The organism is Azohydromonas sediminis (assembly GCF_003574675.1).
Lineage (GTDB): Bacteria > Pseudomonadota > Gammaproteobacteria > Burkholderiales > Burkholderiaceae_C > Calidifontimicrobium > Calidifontimicrobium sediminis.
On the sequence record NZ_QOAZ01000027.1, the window covers coordinates 16062 to 35262 of the forward strand.

General features: G+C 72.1%; 16 protein-coding genes and 1 tRNA gene. 13 read left to right on the forward strand and 4 right to left on the reverse strand.

What is annotated here, in order from left to right; translation table 11 throughout:
- The first annotated feature begins 13 nt into the window (after positions 1 to 13).
- From DRV96_RS13420 to clpB, 3 genes are all read left to right on the forward strand, one after another.
- On the forward strand, positions 14 to 1297 hold the full coding sequence (locus DRV96_RS13420; RefSeq protein WP_119291949.1) for an acyl-CoA dehydrogenase family protein: 1284 nt from the start codon (positions 14 to 16) through the stop codon (positions 1295 to 1297).
- A 231-nt stretch (positions 1298 to 1528) separates the two neighbouring features.
- Positions 1529 to 2968 (forward strand): class I adenylate-forming enzyme family protein, encoded by a 1440-nt coding sequence (locus DRV96_RS13425; protein ID WP_119292020.1) that lies wholly within the window; start codon positions 1529 to 1531, stop codon positions 2966 to 2968.
- 82 nt (positions 2969 to 3050) lie between these two features.
- Entirely contained in the window at positions 3051 to 5645 is a 2595-nt protein-coding gene (clpB, locus tag DRV96_RS13430; protein ID WP_119291951.1) for an ATP-dependent chaperone ClpB, read from the forward strand.
- 234 nt (positions 5646 to 5879) lie between these two features.
- On the opposite strand, the gene DRV96_RS13435 is transcribed toward clpB, so the two are convergent.
- Positions 5880 to 7142: a hypothetical protein gene (locus tag DRV96_RS13435; protein WP_119291954.1), complete on the reverse strand. Its 1263-nt coding sequence runs from the start codon at positions 7140 to 7142 to the stop codon at positions 5880 to 5882.
- Between the two features lie 218 nt (positions 7143 to 7360).
- On the opposite strand from DRV96_RS13435, the gene nadB reads away from it, so the two are divergent.
- On the forward strand, positions 7361 to 9001 hold the full coding sequence (gene nadB, locus DRV96_RS13440; protein WP_119291955.1) for an L-aspartate oxidase: 1641 nt from the start codon (positions 7361 to 7363) through the stop codon (positions 8999 to 9001).
- Between the two features lie 16 nt (positions 9002 to 9017).
- Here the strand turns inward: nadB and DRV96_RS13445 are convergent, their stop codons facing one another.
- Both DRV96_RS13445 and nadA read right to left on the reverse strand, forming a co-directional pair.
- Positions 9018 to 9308, reverse strand: coding sequence for a late competence development ComFB family protein (locus tag DRV96_RS13445; protein WP_119292022.1), 291 nt, complete (start codon positions 9306 to 9308; stop codon positions 9018 to 9020).
- Positions 9309 to 9431: 123 nt separating this feature from the next.
- The gene (gene nadA / locus DRV96_RS13450; RefSeq protein ID WP_119291957.1) at positions 9432 to 10547 is read right to left on the reverse strand and encodes a quinolinate synthase NadA; all 1116 of its coding nucleotides are present in this window, start codon (positions 10545 to 10547) and stop codon (positions 9432 to 9434) included.
- 120 nt (positions 10548 to 10667) lie between these two features.
- On the opposite strand from nadA, the gene DRV96_RS13455 reads away from it, so the two are divergent.
- Both DRV96_RS13455 and DRV96_RS13460 read left to right on the forward strand, forming a co-directional pair.
- Positions 10668 to 11930 (forward strand): MFS transporter, encoded by a 1263-nt coding sequence (locus DRV96_RS13455; RefSeq protein ID WP_119291958.1) that lies wholly within the window; start codon positions 10668 to 10670, stop codon positions 11928 to 11930.
- Positions 11927 to 13627: a thiamine pyrophosphate-binding protein gene (locus DRV96_RS13460; RefSeq protein WP_119291960.1), complete on the forward strand. Its 1701-nt coding sequence runs from the start codon at positions 11927 to 11929 to the stop codon at positions 13625 to 13627. The genes DRV96_RS13455 and DRV96_RS13460 overlap by 4 nt, the downstream gene beginning before the upstream one ends.
- 96 nt (positions 13628 to 13723) lie before the next feature.
- Here DRV96_RS13460 and DRV96_RS13465 read toward each other — a convergent pair whose 3' ends face one another.
- Positions 13724 to 14671, reverse strand: coding sequence for an EamA family transporter (locus tag DRV96_RS13465; RefSeq protein WP_119291962.1), 948 nt, complete (start codon positions 14669 to 14671; stop codon positions 13724 to 13726).
- A 62-nt stretch (positions 14672 to 14733) separates the two neighbouring features.
- Here DRV96_RS13465 and rraA point away from each other — a divergent pair, with 62 nt between their 5' ends.
- The 7 genes from rraA to DRV96_RS13500 all read left to right on the forward strand — a co-directional run bounded on the left by rraA (position 14734) and on the right by DRV96_RS13500 (position 19192).
- Complete coding sequence (rraA, locus tag DRV96_RS13470) at positions 14734 to 15228, forward strand: ribonuclease E activity regulator RraA (protein WP_119291964.1); 495 nt, start codon at positions 14734 to 14736, stop codon at positions 15226 to 15228.
- Between the two features lie 10 nt (positions 15229 to 15238).
- On the forward strand, positions 15239 to 15757 hold the full coding sequence (locus tag DRV96_RS13475; protein WP_119291967.1) for a hypothetical protein: 519 nt from the start codon (positions 15239 to 15241) through the stop codon (positions 15755 to 15757).
- A gap of 25 nt (positions 15758 to 15782) precedes the next feature.
- Positions 15783 to 15859: transfer RNA gene (locus tag DRV96_RS13480), tRNA-Pro, on the forward strand.
- 49 nt (positions 15860 to 15908) lie between these two features.
- Positions 15909 to 16274, forward strand: a complete 366-nt coding sequence (locus DRV96_RS13485; protein WP_162911056.1) for an ArsR/SmtB family transcription factor — start codon at positions 15909 to 15911, stop codon at positions 16272 to 16274.
- 110 nt (positions 16275 to 16384) lie between these two features.
- A complete protein-coding gene (soxC, locus tag DRV96_RS13490) occupies positions 16385 to 17734 on the forward strand; it encodes a sulfite dehydrogenase (protein WP_119291972.1) in 1350 nt (449 codons plus the stop codon).
- Positions 17718 to 18776 (forward strand): c-type cytochrome, encoded by a 1059-nt coding sequence (locus DRV96_RS13495; protein WP_119291974.1) that lies wholly within the window; start codon positions 17718 to 17720, stop codon positions 18774 to 18776. Before soxC ends, DRV96_RS13495 begins: the two co-directional genes overlap by 17 nt.
- A gap of 122 nt (positions 18777 to 18898) precedes the next feature.
- A complete protein-coding gene (locus DRV96_RS13500; RefSeq protein WP_119292024.1) occupies positions 18899 to 19192 on the forward strand; it encodes a c-type cytochrome in 294 nt (97 codons plus the stop codon).
- Positions 19193 to 19201: the final 9 nt, after the last annotated feature.

Consider the following 19201-nt stretch of genomic DNA (forward strand, 5'->3'; position numbering starts at 1 on the left):
AAGGACCCTGACGATGGCTGCCGTGCTCTCCGAACCCGCCGTCTCGCGCTACGTGCCGTCGCACATCGCCGGCGACGCGAGCAAGCTCACCGCGCAGCAGCGCGAGCTGATCGAGCGCGCGTCGCGCCTCGGGCGCGAGAAGTTCGCGCCGCGCGCCGCGCGCCACGACCGCGAGGCGAGCTTCCCGATCGAGAACTTCCGCGACCTGGCCGACGCCGGGCTGCTCGCGATCTGCGTGCCGAAGGCGTACGGCGGCGAGGGCGCCGACTTCACGACCTACGTGATGGTCGCCGCCGAGATCGGGCGCTGGTGCGGCTCGACGGCGCTGTCGTACAACATGCACGTGTGCTCGTGCATGTGGAGCGGCTTCATCGCCGACGCGCTCGACATGACGCCCGAGCAGCGCGCCGACCACGAGCGCATCCGCGCGATCCACTACGCGCGCATCGTGCAGGGCGGCAAGATCTACGCGCAGCCGTTCTCCGAGGGCGGCGCGGCGGCGGCCGGCAAGGCGCCGTGGGGCACGCTGGCGGCCAAGGTCGACGGCGGCTACGTCGTCAATGGCCGCAAGATCTTCGCGTCGCTGTCGGGGGCGGCGGACTACTACGGGGTCCTGTGCACCCTCGACCGGCCCGGTGCGACGCTGAAGGACTCGATGTACCTCGCGGTGCCGGCCGACGCGCCCGGCGTCACGGTCTCGGGCGAGTGGGATCCGCTGGGCATGCGCGGCACCGTCAGCCGCACGCTGACGTTCAAGGACGTGTTCGTGCCCGACGAGGCGCGGCTGATGCCCGAGGGCCTGTACGCGCAGGCTGCGCAGCGCTTCCCGCACATGTTCGCGACGCTGTCGCCGACCTACATGGGCATCGCGCAGGCGGCCTACGACTTCACGGTGCAGTACCTGCGCGGCGAGGTGCCGGGCATGCCGCCGGTCAAGAGGCGCATGTACCCGACCAAGCAGGTCGCGGTCGCCGAGATGCGCATCAAGCTCGAGCAGACTCGGGCCCTGTTCCTGCAGAACGCGCGCGACGCGCGCGTCGACCCCGACAAGGACACGCGCATGCGGCTGCTCGCGGCGCACTACACGATCATGGAGAACGCCAACGACATCTGCCGGCTGGCGATCCGCACCTGCGGCGGGCAGAGCATGCTCAAGTCGCTGCCGCTCGAGCGCTTGTACCGCGACAGCCGCTGCGGCTCGCTGATGCTGCCGTGGACCGCCGAGCTGTGCATCGACCGGCTCGGGCGCGAATGCCTCTACGAGGCCGGCGAGCGCGACGAAGCGATCGAGGCGTGACTACTCCCGTAGCGCTTGCGGTGCTTCCCACTCGCGGGGGGCGAGCCCGGACACGGAAGGCCCGGTGGGCCTTGAGTGCCTGGCGAGCGGCCGGGCCGCAAGGCACGGCGCGGCCTGCAAGGCCCGCCAGCGGACCGGCAAAGCCGGATCCGCGGCGGCCGCTTGACGCGGCAGTGCTTCGCGCGGCGTTGGCTCGTTGATCTGGCCTTGTCTGCAGGAATGTCACGCGAGATGACTGCCGACGGACCGTGGGCGCGCGTCGGCGCGCAGGCCGCGCGCCGCGGTGACGCACCGGCGCTGGTGTGCGGCCCGCGCACCTGGACCTACGCCGATCTCGCGCGCGAGGTCGCCGCTACCGCAGACGCGTTGCGCGCGCAGGGCCTGGGTGCCGGTGCCTCGCTCGGCTGGCTCGGAATGAACAGTGCGGCGATGCTCGCCGCACTGTTCGCGTGCGAGGCGATCGGCGCGCGCTTCGTGCCGCTGAACTGGCGCCTCGCGCCGGCCGAACTGGCCGCGATCGTCGAGCACGCCGGCGTGCAGCATCTGCACGTCGATGCGGCGCTCGAGGACCTGGGCCGCGCGGTGCGCGCGCTCGCCGCGCTGCCGCAGCCGCGGGCGCCGGGGCATCTTCCGGGTGACCTGATGCTCGTCTACACGTCGGGGACGACGGGGCGGCCCAAGGGCGCGATCCACACCGCCGCAGGCATGGCCGCCAACATCGACGCCGCGATCGACGCGCAGGGCTTCGACGCGCGCACGCGCGCGCTCGCGGTGCTGCCGCTGTTCCACGTCGGCGGCCTGTGCATCCAGACCCTGCCGGTGCTCGCCGCCGGCGGCTGCGTCGTGCTGCACGAGCGCTTCGACCCCGGCGCGTGGCTCGCGGCCATTGCGCACGAGCGGCCGACGACGAGCCTGCTGGTGCCGGCCGTGATGCGCGCGCTGCTCGAGCACCCGGCGTGGCCGACGACGGACCTCGGCAGCCTCGCGTTCGTCAACAGCGGCTCGCAGGTCGTGCCGGTGCCGCTGATCGAGGCCTTCCACGCGCGCAGCGTGCCGGTGTGCCAGGTGTGGGGCAGCACCGAGACGGGGCCGGTCTCGATCGTGCTGCGCCCGCACGAGGCGCTCGCGCACGTCGGCAGCACCGGGCGGCCGGCGCGCGGCGTGCAGATGCGCCTCGTCGGCGCCGACGGCCGCGACGTGGCGCCGGGCGAGGTCGGCGAGATCTGGGTGCGCGCGCCGAACCTGATGCGCGGCTACCACCGCGACGAGCACCCCGCGAGCTTCGCCGACGGGTGGTTCCGCAGCGGCGACCTCGCGCGCGCCGACGCGCAGGGCTTCGTCACCGTCGTCGGCCGCAGCAAGGACATGATCATCTCGGGTGGCGAGAACGTCTACCCGGCCGAGATCGAGAACCTGCTCGCGCACCACCCCGACATCGCCGAGTGCGCCGTCGTCGGCGTGCCCGACGCGCGCTGGGGGGAAGTCCCAGTGCTCGCCGTCGTGCCGCGCCCGGGCCGTGGCGTCGACGAGGCCGCGCTGCGCGCGCTGTTCGACGCGCGGCTCGCGCGCTACAAGCACCCGCGGCGCATCGTCGTCGTCGACACGCTGCCGAAGACGGCGCTCGGCAAGGTGCAGAAGGCCGCGCTCGCGCGCTCGCTCGCCGGTTCTTGACCGAAGTCAATACGATCCGGCGCCGGGGTTGAAAACTCCGGGCCGTCGCCTCACCTGCGCGGCAACCGGAGGACCCCATCCCATGCGTTTCGACAAACTCACGACCGCTTTCCAGCAGGCGCTGGGCGACGCCCAGAGCCTGGCGGTGGCGCGCGACAACCCCTACATCGAGCCGCAGCACGTGCTCGCGGCGATGCTGCAGCAGCCCGACGGGCCGAAATCGCTGCTCGAGCGCGCCGGCGCCAACACCGCGGCGCTCGCCACCGCGATGGACACCGCGATCCGCAACCTGCCGCAAGTCAGCGGCGGCGGCCAGCCGGTGCAGCCGGGGCGCGACCTGATCAGCTTGCTGCAGGCGGCCGACAAGGAGGCCACCCAGCGCGGCGACCAGTACATCGCCAGCGAGATGTTCCTGCTCGCGCTGGCGGACTCGAAGACCGACATCGGCGGCGTCGTGCGCGGCCACGGGCTGACGCGCAAGGCGCTCGAGGCCGCGATCGAGGCGGTGCGTGGAGGACAGAAAGTGGACAACCCCGAAGCCGAAGGCCAGCGCGAGGCGCTGAAGAAGTACACGCTCGACCTGACCGAGCGCGCGCGCCAGGGCAAACTCGACCCGGTGATCGGCCGCGACGATGAGATCCGCCGCACGATCCAGGTGCTGCAGCGGCGCAGCAAGAACAACCCGGTGCTGATCGGCGAGCCCGGCGTGGGCAAGACGGCGATCGTCGAGGGTCTCGCGCAGCGCATCGTCAACGGCGAGGTGCCCGACACGCTGAAGGACAAGCGCGTGCTCGTGCTCGACATGGCGGGGCTCCTGGCCGGCGCCAAGTACCGCGGCGAGTTCGAGGAGCGGCTCAAGGCCGTGCTGAAGGAGGTCGCCGCCGAGGAAGGGCGCATCATCCTCTTCATCGACGAGCTGCACACGATGGTCGGCGCCGGCAAGGCCGAGGGCGCGATCGACGCCGGCAACATGCTCAAGCCGGCGCTGGCGCGCGGCGAGCTGCACTGCATCGGCGCGACGACGCTCGACGAGTACCGCAAGTACATCGAGAAGGACGCCGCGCTCGAGCGCCGCTTCCAGAAGGTGATGGTCGACGAGCCGAGCGTCGAGCAGACGATCGCGATCCTGCGCGGGCTGCAGGAGAAGTACGAGGTGCACCACGGCGTCGAGATCACCGACCCGGCGATCGTCGCCGCGGCGGAGCTGTCGCACCGCTACATCACCGACCGCTTCCTGCCCGACAAGGCGATCGACCTGATCGACGAGGCGGCGGCCAAGATCAAGATGGAGATCGACTCCAAGCCGGAGGCGATGGACAAGCTCGACCGGCGCCTGATCCAGCTCAAGATCGAGCGCGAGGCCGTGCGCAAGGAAAAGGACGAGGCGTCGATCAAGCGCCTGGGCCTGATCGAGGACGAGATCGCGCGCCTCGAGCGCGAGTACGCCGACCTCGAGGAGATCTGGAAGGCCGAGAAGGCGCAGGCGCAGGGCAGCGCGCAGGTCAAGGAAGAGATCGACCGCATCAAGTTCCAGATCGAGGAGCTCAAGCGCAAGGGCGACTTCAACAAGGTTGCTGAGCTGCAGTACGGCAAGCTGCCCGAGCTCGAGAAACGGCTGAAGGAAGCCCAGGCCAAGGAGGCCGGCAAGGCCAAGGGCGAGGGCCGCCCGCAGCTGCTGCGCACGATGGTCGGCGCCGAGGAGATCGCCGAGGTGGTCTCGCGCGCGACCGGCATCCCGGTGTCCAAGCTGATGCAGGGTGAGCGCGACAAGCTGCTGCACATGGAAGAGAAGCTGCACGAGCGCGTCGTCGGCCAGGACGAGGCGATCCGCGCCGTCTCCGACGCGATCCGCCGCAGCCGCGCGGGCCTGTCGGACCCGAACCGGCCGCTCGGCTCGTTCCTGTTCCTCGGCCCCACCGGCGTGGGCAAGACCGAGCTGTGCAAGGCGCTCGCCGGGTTCCTGTTCGACAGCGACGACCACATGGTGCGCATCGACATGAGCGAATTCATGGAGAAGCACTCGGTCGCGCGGCTGATCGGCGCGCCGCCGGGCTACGTCGGCTACGAGGAAGGCGGCTACCTGACCGAGGCGGTGCGGCGCAAGCCGTACAGCGTGATCCTGCTCGACGAGGTCGAGAAGGCGCACCCCGACGTGTTCAACGTGCTGCTGCAGGTGCTCGACGACGGCCGGCTGACCGACGGCCAGGGCCGCACGGTCGACTTCAAGAACACCGTGATCGTGATGACGAGCAACATCGGCTCGCACCTGATCATGCAGATGGCCGGGCAGGACCCGGAGCTGATCCGCGACGCGGTGTGGGCCGAGGTCAAGCAGCACTTCCGCCCCGAGTTCCTGAACCGCATCGACGAGACGGTGGTGTTCCACGCGCTCGACCAGAAGCACATCGAGAACATCGCGCGCATCCAGCTCAAGGCGCTCGAGCAGCGGCTGGCGAAGATGGAGATGAAGCTCGACGTGTCGCCGGCGGCGCTGGCCGAGATCGCCAAGGTCGGCTTCGACCCGGTGTTCGGTGCCCGCCCGCTCAAGCGCGCGATCCAGCACCGCATCGAGAACCCGGTCGCGAAGCTGATCCTCGAGGGCAAGTTCGGCCCGAAGGACACGATCCCGGTCGACGTCGAGAACGGCGAGTTCGTCTTCGGCCGCGTCGTGCACTGAGGGCCGCGGCTCCAAGGCCGCCTGCGCGGCCTTGGACGGCCCGAAGGCCGCGAGCTCTGCGAGCGGCATGAGCGCCGCGGCTCCAAGGCCGCCTGCGCGGCCTTGGACGGCCCGAAGGCCGCGAGCTCTGCGAGCGGCATGAGCGCCGCGGCTCCAAGGCCCCGCCTGCCGCGGGGACGCGGTGGGCCCTCGGTCGGTCCAGGCCCGCGAAGGCGTGGCGTGCGGCGGCCGGCCTCAGCTTGCGGCGAGCACCTCGTCGAGCCGCTCGAGGTGGCGCAGCGCCAGCACGAGCGGCGTGCTGCTGCGGTCGATCACCGCGTGCAGCACCAGGCCCGGGTGCTGAGGCACCGGGCGCAGCACGAGAAAGTGTCCGGCAAGCGTGATCGCCGCTTCGGGGGCGGCCGCACCCAGGCCCAGGCCGCGCGAGGCGGTGCCGAGGGCGGCGCACAGCGCCGAGCCGTGTGATGCCAGTGCGGCGGGGCCGGGGCGCGCGCCGGCGAAGGCGAGCGTGCGCTGTGTGTCGGGCTCGAAGACGCAGCAGCTGACCATGCCCTTGACTTCGAGGCAGCGCTGCACGTAGCGCTGCAGCGGCGACGCGGTCTCGCTGCCGGCGGCGCGCGCCGAAGCCTTCGGATCGGGCATCGGCTGCATCGGCAGCACGCCCGCGCGCGCGGCGGGCGGTGCCGGCGGCGTGCCGGCGCTGGGGGCAGCGTGCGTGCGGGTCACCGACAGCGTGATCGTCGGCCCGACGCCACCGTGGCTGCCCAGCGGCTGGTGCAGCTGGTTCCAGACCGCGACGACCTGGCCCAGCGCCTCCTCGCCACGGCTGACGGTCGGTGCGACGCGGGTGTGCACCATCGTGCCGGCACCGAGCCGGTCGGCCTGCTGCGCGAGCACGCCCGAGCCGCTCAGCGGAAGCAGCAGCAGTTCGCGGTTGCGCCACGGGCCCGCGACGACGGCATCGTGCAGCGGCCGCAGCGCGGCCGCGAGCGCGTGCGCCGGCAGGTCGCCGACGAGCACGGCGCCGAGCCGGCTCGCGCCGAGCAGTACGCGCGCGAGCTGCTGGCGCTGGCGCGAATCGGCGTCGGCATCGGTCGAGTACAGGCGCAGCGGCGCCGCGCCGTCGACCGGCAGCTCGACGAATTCGATCGTCGCCAGCGCGACGCCGTAGCCCTGGCTGCGGATCACGAGCTTCTGCACCGGCAGCAGGTGCGCCGAGGCGATCTCGGCCAGCCAGCGCCGCGACACCGTGGTGCCGACGTCGTGCAGGGCGATGAAGGGCTCGGCACGCACGTCGAACTGCTGCTGCAGCGCCTGCGCCGGGTCGAAGACGACGAACATCTCCCACAGGTTCTCGCCGACGCGTCGGCCGATCCCGGCGTCGGCGCTGGCGCGCTCGCGGTCGGTGAGGATCTGCGTCGCCGGGCCGGCCTGCTGTGTCTGCTGCCAGGGTTCGATCGCGGAACCGGCGGTGGGCGACAGGTCGGGGTGGGCCATGGCGGGGGAGGTGTAGAGGGCTGTTCGGGATGTCGGCGCCGCGGGTGCGGCGCTTGAGCCGGTCGCGGGTCTCGATCGTGCTGGAGCGTGACGCAGCGCGCAAGTCCGTGCATTCGCACCGCGTGCGCCACGCATCGGCATGCGCCCCGACGGTGCCGCAGCGGCTGCGCGCGGCCCATCCCCCGACGGCGGATGGTGCCCTCCGTAGAATCGCCCGCATGGACGCCCGTTCGAGCCCGCCCGAGGGCGCCCCGGTCGTGATCGTCGGCGCCGGCCTGGCCGGCCTGACGGTGGCGCTGCGACTGGCCGAACACCGCCGCGTCGTCGTGCTGGCCAAGCGCAGTGCCGCCGAGGGGGCGACGCCGTGGGCGCAAGGCGGCATCGTCGGCGTGCTCGGCGCCGACGACAGCGTCGATGCGCACGTGCGCGACACGCAGGACGCCGGTGCCGGGCTCGTCGAGGAGCACACGGCGCGCTTCGTCGCGGCGCACAGCGCGCAGGCCATCGAGTGGCTGGTCGCGCAGGGCGTGCCGTTCACGCCCGACGCGCAGGGGCCGCTGGGGCTGCACCTGACGCGCGAGGGCGGCCACACGGTGCGGCGCATCGCCCACGCGGCCGATGCCACCGGCCGCGCGATCCACGAGACGCTGCTCGCGCGCGTGCGCGCGCACCCGCACATCGAGCTGCGCGAGCGCTGGATGGCCGTCGACCTGATCACCTCGCGGCTGCTGCGCCGGCGCGAGGCGCCGCGCTGCTACGGCGTCTATGCGCTCGACATCGACCGCGGGCGCGTGCAGACGCTGCCGGCGGCGGCCGTCGTGCTCGCCACCGGCGGCGTCGGCAAGGTCTACCGCTACACGAGCAATCCCGACACCGCGACCGGCGACGGCATCGCGATGGCGTGGCGCGCCGGCTGCCGCGTCGCGAACATGGAGTTCGTGCAGTTCCACCCGACCTGCCTTTACCACCCGCAGGAGCGCAGCTTCCTGATCACCGAGGCGATGCGCGGCGAGGGCGCGAAGCTGCGCCTGCCGTTGGGCACACCGGGTGACGACGGCTCGCCGTGGGGTCCGCGCTTCATGCCCGCGCACGACGCGCGCGCCGAGCTCGCGCCGCGCGACATCGTCGCGCGCGCGATCGACTTCGAGATGAAGAGGCACGGCCTCGACCACGTGTGGCTCGACGCGACGCACCTCGGCGAGGCCTTCCTGAAGGCACACTTCCCGACGATCCACGCACGCTGCGCGGCGCTGGGCATCGACATCGCGCGGCAGCCGATTCCGGTCGTGCCGGCGGCGCACTACACCTGCGGCGGCGTCGTCACCGACCTCGACGGACGCACCGACCTCGTCGGGCTGTACGCGGTCGGCGAGACGACGTACACCGGGCTGCACGGTGCCAACCGGCTGGCGAGCAACTCGCTGCTCGAGTGCGTCGTGCTCGGCCATGCCTGCGCGCGCCACGTCGCCGCGCACGCGCCGGCGGCGGCCGAGGCGCTGCCGGCGTGGGACGAGAGCCGCGTCGAGGATGCCGACGAGCAGGTCGTCATCGCGCACAACTGGGACGAGCTGCGGCTGCTGATGTGGAACTACGTCGGCATCGTGCGCACGACGAAGCGGCTCGAGCGTGCGCTGCACCGCATCGAGCTGCTCGACGGCGAGATCGGCGAGTACTACGCGCACTTCCGCGTCACGCGCGACCTGCTCGAGCTGCGCAACCTCGTCGACTGCGCGCGGCTGATCGTGCGCTCGGCGCTGCAGCGCCACGAGAGCCGCGGCCTGCATTACAGCCGCGACCACCCCTACACGCTGCCGGCGAGCCTGCCGACGGTGCTGGTGCGCGAGTCGCGGCGCGACTGACGCGCACCGCCGCGGCTCAGCTGCGCGCGCCCATCAGCTCGCGCGCCTGCACGAACTCGAACGCGTGGCGCACGGCGGCGCGCACCTCGCGCGCGTGCTCGACGCGCTCGCGGTCCGACTGGTAGAAGCTGAAGTCCACTGTGTGGCGGATGTAGCGCGGCGGCAGCCGGTTCAGCGCGACGCAGGCCACGTCGGCGAGCAGGCCGGGGTCGTGGCCGATCGCCGGATAGCGCGGCGCCAGCTCGCCGATGGCTTCGAAGACGGCGGTTTCGTTGCGGTTGTGCAGCGAGCTGAAGTCGGGCGTCATGGCGCGCAGCGGCAAGGGGTCGCGCCAGCATAGCGAGCGCCGGCCGCGGCCGCACGTGGGCGGCCGGCGCGGCCGTGAAATCGTGCCGTGCGCTGTCGGGCGTGGGCGCGGCGGGCCGCCGCTTCAGGCCGCGCCCAGGTGGCGCACGAAGCCGCCCTGCGGCGCTGCGAGCACCTGCGGATGGCGGGCGACGAAGTCGAGCATGCGCTCGATGCAGCCCAGCGCCTGCGTGCGCGTCGGCTCGGGCACGACGATCTCGCCGCTGCCGCGCTCGAGGCAGTCGACGACGCCTTGCAAGGAGTTCATCGCCATCCACGGGCAGTGCGCGCAGCTCTTGCAGGTCGCGCTCTTGCCGGCGGTGGGCGCCTCGATCAGCGTCTTGCCCGGCGCGAGCTGGCGCATGCGGTGGAACAGGCCGTTGTCGGTGGCGACGATGTACTCCTTCGCCTGGCCCTCGACGACGGCTTTGAGCAGCTGCGACGTCGAGCCGACGACGTGCGCCTGCGCGACGACGCTGTCGGGCGCCTCGGGGTGCACGAGGATCATCGCGTCGGGGTGCTGCTTCTTCAGCAGGTCGAGCTCGATGCCCTTGAACTCCTCGTGCACGATGCATGCGCCGTTCCACATCAGCATGTCGGCGCCGGTGCGGTGCTGCACGTAGCGGCCGAGGTGGCGGTCCGGCGCCCACAGGATCTTCTGGCCCTGGCTCTTCAGGTGCTCGACGATGCCCAGCGCGCACGAGCTCGTGACCATCCAGTCGGCGCGCGCCTTCACCGCCGCGCTGGTGTTGGCGTAGACGATGACGGTGCGGTCGGGGTGCGCGTCGCAGAAGGCGGCGAAGTCGTCGATCGGGCAGCCGAGGTCGAGCGAGCAGGTCGCGTCGAGGTCGGGCATCAGCACGCGCTTGGCCGGCGACAGGATCTTCGCGGTCTCCCCCATGAAGCGCACGCCGGCGACGACGAGGGTCTTGGCCGGGTGGTCGCGGCCGAAGCGCGCCATCTCGAGCGAGTCGGCCACACAGCCGCCGGTTTCGAGGGCGAGGTCCTGCAGGTCGCCGTCGACGTAGAAGTGCGCCACGAGCACCGCGTCGTGCGCCTTCAGCAGCGCGGCGGCACGCGCCTTGACCTCGGAGCGCTCGGCCGGTGTCAGCGCCGGCGGCACCTTGGCCCAGGCATGGGCGGTGCAGCTGTGGCCTTGGGCGTCGGGCTTGGTGAAGTCGTAGAGGACGGTTTGGCTCATCGTCTCGGCCGGGACGGCCGGCTGTGGCCGGCGTGTCGGTCTCGGGAACCCGGATGGTACGGCAGCCCACGTGCGTGCACGGCCGGCGCGCACGATGGCCACAGTGCGTAACATGCCGCCATGGTTGCCTCCACGCTGTCACCACCGCTGGCGTCGAATCCCGTGCCGTGGCGCGACGATGCGCGCACGATCGCGCTGGTCGGCGTCGCGCACGGCACCTCGCACTTCTTCCACCTGCTGCTGCCGCCGCTGTTTCCGGCGCTGATCGCCGAGTTCGGCGTCTCGTACTCGCAGCTCGGCCTGCTGGTGACGCTGTTCTTCGTCATCTCGGGCGTCGGTCAGGCGCTGGCCGGCTTCGTCGTCGACCGCGTCGGCGCGCGACCGGTGCTGTTCGCCGCGCTGGGCTGCTTCGTGCTCGCGGCGCTGGCCGCTGCGTCGGCGCAGGGCTTCGGCGGGTTGATGCTCGCGGCGGCGCTGGCCGGCCTGGGCAACGCGCCGTTCCACCCGGTCGACTTCACGATCCTCAACAAGCGCGTGTCGATGCCGCGGCTGGGGCATGCATTTTCGGTGCACGGCATCACCGGCAGCCTCGGCTGGGCCGCGGCGCCGGTGTTCCTGATCGGCGTCTCGACGCTGACCGGCTCGTGGCGCTGGGCGCTCGTCGCGGCGGCGGGGTGGGCGCTGGCGGTGCTGCTGCTGCTCGTGTGGCAGCGCGACGCGCTCGACGACCGCCTCGGGCAGGGCGGGCACGCGAAGCAGGGTGCCGATGCGACGGCCACCGAGCACGTGCTGGCGTTCCTGCGGCTGCCGTCGGTGTGGCTGTGCTTTTCGTTCTTCTTCTGGTCGACCGTCGCGCTCGCGGCGATCCAGAGCTTCGCCGGGCCGGCGCTCGGGCGGCTGTACGGGCTGCCGCTGGAGGTCACCGCCTTCGTCGTCACCGGCTACATGCTCGCCAGTGCCGCGGGCATGCTGCTCGGCGGCTTCGTCGCCGTGCGCGCCCGCCGGCTCGAGTCGGCGATCGCCGCGGCGATGCTTGCCAGCGCCACGGCGCTGTTGCTGGCCGGCAGCGGCTGGCTGCCAGGGGCGCTGGCGGCCGCGCTGGCGGCGCTGTCTGGGCTGGGCACCGGGCTCGCCGGCCCGTCGCGCGACATGCTGATCAAGCGCGCGACGCCGCCCGGGGCCACCGGTCGGGTCTATGGGACGGTGTACTCGGGGCTGGACGCCGGTTTCGCGGTCGGTGCGCCGGTGTTCGGCGCGCTGCTCGACCGGGGCCTGGCCGGCGGCGTGTTCGCCGGTGCGGCGCTCGCGCTGGTGCTGGGCGTGGTGTCGGCTGCCGTCGTCGGCCTGCACCTGCGCCGCCGGGCTGTCCTGGGGGTGGCGTGAGCGTGCCGCGGCTGGCGGGGCACGCGCTCGTCGAGGCGCTCGTCGCGCAGGGCGTCGACACCGCGTTCGGCGTGCCCGGCGAGAGTTACCTCGCCGTGCTCGACGGGTTTCACGAACACCGCGAGCGCATCCGCTTCGTCGCCTGCCGCCACGAGGGCGGTGCGGCGTTCATGGCCGAGACGCAGGGCAAGCTCACCGGACGCCCGGGCGTGTGCTTCGTCACGCGCGGGCCCGGCGCGACGAACGCGGCGATCGGCGTGCACACCGCGTTCCAGGACTCGACGCCGATGGTGCTGTTCGTCGGCCAGGTCGCGTCGGACCAGCGCGACCGCGAGGCGTTCCAGGAGGTCGACTACCGCCAGATGTTCGGCCCCGGCACGCTCGGGCTGGCCAAGTGGGCGGCCGAAGTGCACAGCGCCGAGCGGCTGCCCGAATACGTCGCGCGCGCGTTCCACACCGCGCTGCAGGGGCGCCCCGGGCCGGTGGTGCTCGCGCTGCCCGAGGACATGCTCACCGCCACCACCACAGCGGCGGTGCTGCCGCGCGTCGAGCCGGCGCAGGCGTGGCCGGCGCCGGGCGCGCTGCGCGCGCTGCGCGAGCGGCTGCTCGCAGCGCAGCGGCCGTTCATGATCGTCGGTGGCAGCGGCTGGACCGCCGAGAGCGCGCAGGCGCTGCAGCGCTTCGCCGCGAACTGGCAGCTGCCGGTGGGCTGCGCGTTCCGCTTCCAGGACACGTTCGACAACCGCCACCCGCAGTACGCCGGCGACGTCGGCATCGGCATCGGCCCGGCGCTCGCGCAGCGCATCCGCGACGCCGATCTCGTGCTCGCCGTCGGCGCGCGGCTCGGCGAGATGACGACCGGCGGCTACACGTTGCTCGAGGCGCCGCGTCCGGCGCAGACGCTGGTGCACCTGCACCCCGGTGCCGAGGAACTCGGCCGCGTCTATGCCGCCGACTTGCTGCTGCAGTGCTCGCTGGCCCAGGCGGGCAAGGCGCTCGAGACGCTCGCCGCGCCGCCCACGCTGCCGTGGCGTGCGTGGACCGAGGCCGCCGCGGCCGACGCGGCGCGCAACCGCGAGCACACGCCGGTCGAGCCGCTCGATCTGGCCGTCGTCGTCAAGACGATCGAGCGCCTCGCGCCGGAGGACACCGTCTACACCAACGGCGCCGGCAACTACAGCGGCTGGCTGCACCGCTTCCTGCGCTACCGCGGGCTGCAGCACCACGGCCGCACGCAACTGGCGCCGACCTCGGGCGCGATGGGCTACGGGCTGCCGGCCGCGGTCGCGGCGAGCCTGCTGCAGCCGCAGCGCACGGTCGTCAACCTCGCCGGCGACGGCGACTTCCTGATGACAGGGCAGGAGCTGGCCACGGCGGTGGCGCACGGCGCGACGAAACTCGTGAGCATCGTCGTCGACAACGGCTCGTACGGCACGATCCGCATGCACCAAGAGCGCGAGTACCCCGGCCGCGTCAGCGGCAGTGCGCTCGTCAACCCCGACTTCGTCGCGCTCGCGCGCGCCTATGGCTGGCATGCGGCGCGCGTCGAGCGCACCGCCGAGTTCGAGCCGGCGTTCGCGCAGGCGCTGGCCGCCGGGCGGCCGACGCTGCTGCACCTGCAGCTCGATGCCGACGTCATCACGTCGCGCACGACGCTCTCGGCGATCCGCGACGCGGCGTTGCGCCGGCAGGGCTGAGGCTGCGCGACCGCGCGACGCCGGCACCGCCTTCGTCGCGCCGACGCGGCTGTTCTCGTCCGCGCCGCTGCGGAGCCCCGGCGCGGTCGCACTCGTCTACGGGCGTGACCGCCGCCGCGCCGCCGGTGCGCCGGCCACCAGCAGCACGACGCCGGCCAGCACGACGGCGGCCGCGGCCCACTCGCCGGCGCTGACCACCTCGCCATCGACGGCCACGCCCAGCGCCAGCGCGATCACCGGGTTGACGTAGCTGTAGCTCGACGCGAGCGCGGCCGAGCTGCGCTCGAGCAGCACCATGTAGGCCGTGAACGCGAGCAGCGTCGACGCGACGACGAGGTAGGCCCAGCTCGCCGCCGAGCGCGCGTCGGGCGGCCACTGCACACGCTCGCCGACCGCCCACGACATCGCCAGCAGCAGCACGCCGCCGGCCAGCATCTGGCTCGCGTAGCCGGCCGCGCCCGGCGCGAGTGCGGCGGCGCGCAGCGCCCGCGGCGGCCCCTGGCGCGCCCACACCGAGCCGAGCGACCAGGCCGCGCAGGCGACGACGATCGCCGCGAGCCCCGACGGCGACGCGCAGAAGCCCTGGCCAGAGGCCAGCAGCAGCACGCCGCCCAGGCCGAGCGCGATGCCCAGCATCTCGGCGCCGCCGGGCCGCTCGCCGTAGGGCCACTGGCCGAGCGCGACGAGCGCCGGCACGACGGCGATGAACGCGACCACCAGCCCGGACGCGACCTCGGTCTGTGCGAGCGCCGTGAACCCGTAGCCGCCGCCGATCATCAGCGCACCGAGCACCGCGGCGGCGCGCCACTGCGCCGCGTCGGGCCAGCGCGCCCCGCGCCATGCGGCCCATGCGCCGAGCAGCAGCGCTGCCGCGACGAAGCGCGTGCCCATCTGGAAGAACGGCGGCAGGCTCACCAGCGCCCACTTGATCGCGAGGTACGACGTGCCCCAGATGACCCACGTGGCGGCCAGGCACGCGACGACGAGCGGGGACAGCGAGGCAGTCACCGGCGGCGCCGCCGGGTTCGAACTCGATGCGGCCATCGCGGCATCGTAGCGTGCGGCATTGCATACTCGGCCCCGACCTGGCTGACCCTTTCGTTGCGATGACTGCCGACGTTCCCCCCACCTGCGACCTGTGCGACGCCCACAAGGGCGACACCAGCGGCGCTTTGCGCGTGCTGCCGCCCGTCTTCCGCGACTTCGGCGGCGTCAGCGCGTTCGCCGGACCGGTGTCGACGGTGCGCTGCTTCGAGGACAACTCGCTCGTCAAGGCCGCGCTCGACGAGCCGGGCGACGGGCGCGTGCTCGTCGTCGCCGGCGGCGGCTCGCTGCGCCGTGCGCTGGTGGGCGGCAACCTCGCATCGGCGGCGGCGCGCAACGGCTGGGCCGGCGTCGTCGTCGACGGCTGCGTGCGCGACGTCGCCGAGCTCGCGCAGTGCACGGTGGGCATCCGCGCGCTGGCGCCGATGCCGCTGCCCACCGACAAGCGCGGCGAGGGTCAGCGCGACGTGCCGGTGCAGGTGCAGGGGGTGTGGATCCGCCCCGGCGAGCGCCTCGTGGCCGACGCCGACGGCATCGTCGTGCTGCCCGCGGGCTGAGGGGCGGCGCATGGCGGGCGCGGACTGGACCGTGGTGCCGTCGACGCCCGAGGAGATCGAGGCCGTCGCGCGCCACTGCCGCAGGCTCGTCACGAAGCGCGCGCTGCTGGCGGCCGGCGTCGCGGTGGTGCCGATTCCGGGCCTCGACTGGGTGACCGACGTCGGCGTGCTCGTCAAGGTGATCCCGCAGATCAACGAGGCCTTCGGCCTGACGCCCGAGCAGATCGAGCGGCTGGCGCCCGACCGCCGCGTCGTCGTCTACAAGGCGATCTCGGCCGGCGGCGGCCTGCTCGTCGGGCGTCTGGTCACGCGCGAGCTGGTGATGCAGCTGCTGCGGCTGGTCGGGGTGCGACTGACGGCGCAGCAGGCGGCGAAAGTCGTGCCGCTGGCCGGGCAGGCGGTGTCGGCGGCGCTGACGTTCTCGGCGCTGAAGTTCGTCTGCGAACAGCACATCCGCCAGTGCATGGCGGTCGCACGGCAGCTGCAGCTGCCCGCCCCCGTCGGGCAGGCCGAGCGTGTCGATGCATGACCTCGTCGCTACAATGGCTTGACATCGGGGTGTAGCGCAGCCTGGTAGCGCAACTGCTTTGGGAGCAGTGGGTCGGATGTTCGAATCATCTCACCCCGACCATGAGCGAGCGACGAGGGACGGGCCGCAGGGCGCCGAGGGGCACGATGCGATGAACGACGCTGCTGCCGAGTTGAACGAGCTGGAGGGGCTGTTCGAGAAGGTCTCGGGTTACTTCTCGCTGCTGTCCGAGCCGATGCGGCTGAAGATCCTGCACGTGCTGTGCAACACGGAGCTCAGCGTCGGCGAGATCGTCGACGCGCTCGGTGCGACACAGGCCAACGTCTCGCGCCACCTGAACCTGATGCACCGCGCCGGCGTGCTGTCGCGGCGCAAGGACGGCAACCTGGTGTACTACACGGTGTGCGACGACGAGGCGGTGCAGCTGTGTCGCACCGTGTCGGTGAACATGGCCAGCACGCCGGAGCCGCCGGTCAAGCGCGCCAGCGTGCGGCGTTTCATGCAGAAGGCGACGTGAGCGCGGTGCGCTGACGCCGCACTGACGTCCGACACCCGGGTTTATCCCGGGTGTTTTCTGGCAAACTGTATGCGTCAATACGCATATACGGAAAGAGCGGAAGGACAACCATGACGGGCATTCCTTCGTTCCCTGGGCGTCTGCGCAAGGCGCCGGAGAACTTCGTCAGCCGCGAGCTCAAGCTGGCCGTCGACAAGCACGGCCTCGACAGCGAGCGCCGCGGCTTCCTGCGCAAGAGCTTTGCCGCTGCCGCAGCGTCGATGGCCGCTGGCGGCGCGCTGGCGCAACCCAAGGGCGAGGATGCGATCCTCAAGCTGCCCGAGCACACGACCGGGCTGGGTCAGCCGGTGGCCGCGCGCGGCTACGGCGTGCCGTCGAAGTACGAGGCGGGCCTGCAGCGCCGCGAGAGCCCGGGGCTGACGCGCGTGAGCCAGGCCAGCGTGTCGTTCTGCCCGCTGCAGGGCCTGTTCGGCATCATCACGCCCAGCGGCCTGCACTTCGAGCGTCACCACCAGGGCTGGTGGGACATCGACCCGACCAAGCACCGGCTGATGATCAACGGGCTCGTGAAGACGCCGCTCGTGTTCACGGTCGACGAGATCATGCGCCTGACCCCGGTCAGCCGCATCCACTTCATCGAGTGCGGCGCGAACACCGCGATGGAGTGGGGCAACGTCGCGGTGCCGACGGTGCAGTACACGCACGGCATGCTCAGCTGCAGCGAGTTCACCGGTGTGCCGCTGCGCGACCTGCTCGACATGGCCGGTGCCGACTACAAGAAGGGCCGCTACGTGCTCGCCGAGGGCGCCGACGGCTCGTCGATGACGCGCACGATCCCGATGGAACTCGTCGAGTCGGGCGAGGTGCTCGTGGCCTACGGCCAGAACGGCGAGATGCTGCGCCCCGAGAACGGCTATCCGCTGCGGCTGGTCGTGCCGGGCGTGCAGGGCGTGAGCTGGGTCAAGTACCTGCGCCGCATCGAGGTCGGCGACGAGAAGTACGCGACCAAGGACGAGGCGGTCCACTACATCGACCTGATGCCCGACGGCCTGCACCGCCAGTACAGCGGCATCCAGGAGTGCAAGTCGGTGATCACGACGCCCTCGGGCGGGCAGATCCTGCTCGACAAGGGCTTCCACAACATCACCGGCCTCGCGTGGTCGGGCCGCGGCAAGATCACGCGCGTCGACGTCTCGGTCGACGGCGGGCGCAACTGGCGCACCGCGCGGCTCGAGGGGCCGGTGCACAGCAAGGCGCTGACGCGCTTCAACATCGACTGGGTGTGGGACGGCAAACCGGCGATCCTGCAGTCGCGCGCGATCGACGAGACGAACTACGTGCAGCCGACCTACAAGCAGCTGCGCGCGGTGCGCGGCACGCGGTCGATCTACCACAACAACGCAATCCAGTCGTGGCTGGTGTCCGAGTCGGGCGAGGTGAGCAATGTCCAGGTTTCGTAAGGCCGTCCTGATCGGGGCGCTCGCCGCCGCGTGCGGCACGGTGTGGGCGCAGAAGCTGCCGCCCGGGCTCGGGCGCGTCGCGACGCCCGACGAGGTGAAGGCGTGGGACATCGACGTGCGCCCCGACTTCAAGGGACTGCCGCCGGGCTCGGGGTCGGTCGCCAAGGGCATGGAGGTGTGGGAAGGCAAGTGCGCCTCGTGCCACGGCGTGTTCGGCGAGTCGAACGAGGTGTTTACGCCGATCGTCGGCGGGACCACCGCCGAGGACATCAAGACCGGGCGGGTGAAAGGCCTCGTCCACGGCGAAGGCCGCACGACGCTGATGAAGGTCGCCACGCTGTCGACGCTGTGGGACTACATCAACCGAGCGATGCCGTGGAACGCGCCGAAGAGCCTGACCACCGAAGAGGTCTACGCGGTGGTGGCGTACATCCTGCACCTCGGCGACATCGTGCCCGACAACTTCGTGCTGTCGGACCAGAACATCCGCGACGTGCAGAACCGCATGCCCAACCGCAACGGCATGACGACGAACCACGGCATGTGGCTACCCAATGGCAAGCCCGACGTGCGCAACACGGCGTGCATGAAGAACTGCGAGGTCGACGTCGCGAAGGTGTCGTCGCACCTGCCCGATTTCGCACGCGACGCACACGGCAACCTGATCGAGCAGAACCGCCCGGTCGGGCCGGTGCGTGGCATCGACGTGACGAAGCCACCTGGCGCGCGGCCATCGTCGGCCGCGCCGGCACCGGCCGTCGTCGCCGCCGCGCCGGCGGCCGCCACGGTGTCGGGCCTCGAGCTCGCCAAGGCGCAGGGCTGCACGGCGTGCCATGGCGTCAACAACAAGATCGTCGGACCGGGCTTCAGCGAGATCGCGGCCAAGTACCGCGGGCGCGCCGACGCCGAGGCCTACCTCGCCGGCAAGGTGCGTGCCGGTGGCAGCGGTGTGTGGGGTGCGGTGCCGATGCCCCCGCAGGCGCAGCTGAAGGACGACGAAGTGAACGCATTGGCGAAGTGGATCGCCGGCGGCGCGAAGTGACATTGCCCCGCCGTCGGATACCACTTGCCGTACGATTCGGCCCCCTTCATACTTCCCCAGGAGATCCAATGTTGCCAACCCTGCGACTGTGCGCGCCGGCCGTTGTGGGCCTGGTGGCTCTGATGGCCCTGCCGACCGCACATGCCGTGGACGCCGCCAAGGCGACCGAGCTGGCCAAGGCGAAGGCCTGCATGAGCTGCCACGCCGTCGACCGCAAGCTGGTCGGGCCCGCCTACAAGGACGTGGCGGAGAAATACAAAGCCGACAAGGAAGCCCCCGCCAAGTTGGCGCAGAAGATCCTGAAGGGTGGCAGTGGCGTTTGGGGGCCGGTGCCGATGCCGGCCACCGCCGGACTGGCTGAGAATGACGCCCTGCTGCTCGCGCAGTGGGTGCTGGCCGGCGCGCCGTCCAAGTGACGAACCGAC

Bases quoted from the DNA above. Each gene is read 5' to 3' on its own strand.
- soxC (WP_119291972.1), top strand. From the start codon at position 16,385: ATGACGGGCATTCCTTCGTTCCCTGGGCGTCTGCGCAAGGCGCCGGAG.
- DRV96_RS13485 (WP_162911056.1), top strand. From the start codon at position 15,909: ATGAACGACGCTGCTGCCGAGTTGAACGAGCTGGAGGGGCTGTTCGAG.
- DRV96_RS13465 (WP_119291962.1), bottom strand. From the start codon at position 14,671: ATGGCCGCATCGAGTTCGAACCCGGCGGCGCCGCCGGTGACTGCCTCG.
- nadA (WP_119291957.1), bottom strand. From the start codon at position 10,547: ATGAGCCAAACCGTCCTCTACGACTTCACCAAGCCCGACGCCCAAGGC.
- DRV96_RS13425 (WP_119292020.1), top strand. From the start codon at position 1,529: ATGACTGCCGACGGACCGTGGGCGCGCGTCGGCGCGCAGGCCGCGCGC.
- DRV96_RS13500 (WP_119292024.1), top strand. From the start codon at position 18,899: ATGGCCCTGCCGACCGCACATGCCGTGGACGCCGCCAAGGCGACCGAG.
- DRV96_RS13495 (WP_119291974.1), top strand. From the start codon at position 17,718: ATGTCCAGGTTTCGTAAGGCCGTCCTGATCGGGGCGCTCGCCGCCGCG.
- DRV96_RS13420 (WP_119291949.1), top strand. From the start codon at position 14: ATGGCTGCCGTGCTCTCCGAACCCGCCGTCTCGCGCTACGTGCCGTCG.
- DRV96_RS13435 (WP_119291954.1), bottom strand. From the start codon at position 7,142: ATGGCCCACCCCGACCTGTCGCCCACCGCCGGTTCCGCGATCGAACCC.
- DRV96_RS13455 (WP_119291958.1), top strand. From the start codon at position 10,668: ATGGTTGCCTCCACGCTGTCACCACCGCTGGCGTCGAATCCCGTGCCG.
- DRV96_RS13475 (WP_119291967.1), top strand. From the start codon at position 15,239: ATGGCGGGCGCGGACTGGACCGTGGTGCCGTCGACGCCCGAGGAGATC.
- DRV96_RS13445 (WP_119292022.1), bottom strand. From the start codon at position 9,308: ATGACGCCCGACTTCAGCTCGCTGCACAACCGCAACGAAACCGCCGTC.
- rraA (WP_119291964.1), top strand. From the start codon at position 14,734: ATGACTGCCGACGTTCCCCCCACCTGCGACCTGTGCGACGCCCACAAG.
- clpB (WP_119291951.1), top strand. From the start codon at position 3,051: ATGCGTTTCGACAAACTCACGACCGCTTTCCAGCAGGCGCTGGGCGAC.
- nadB (WP_119291955.1), top strand. From the start codon at position 7,361: ATGGACGCCCGTTCGAGCCCGCCCGAGGGCGCCCCGGTCGTGATCGTC.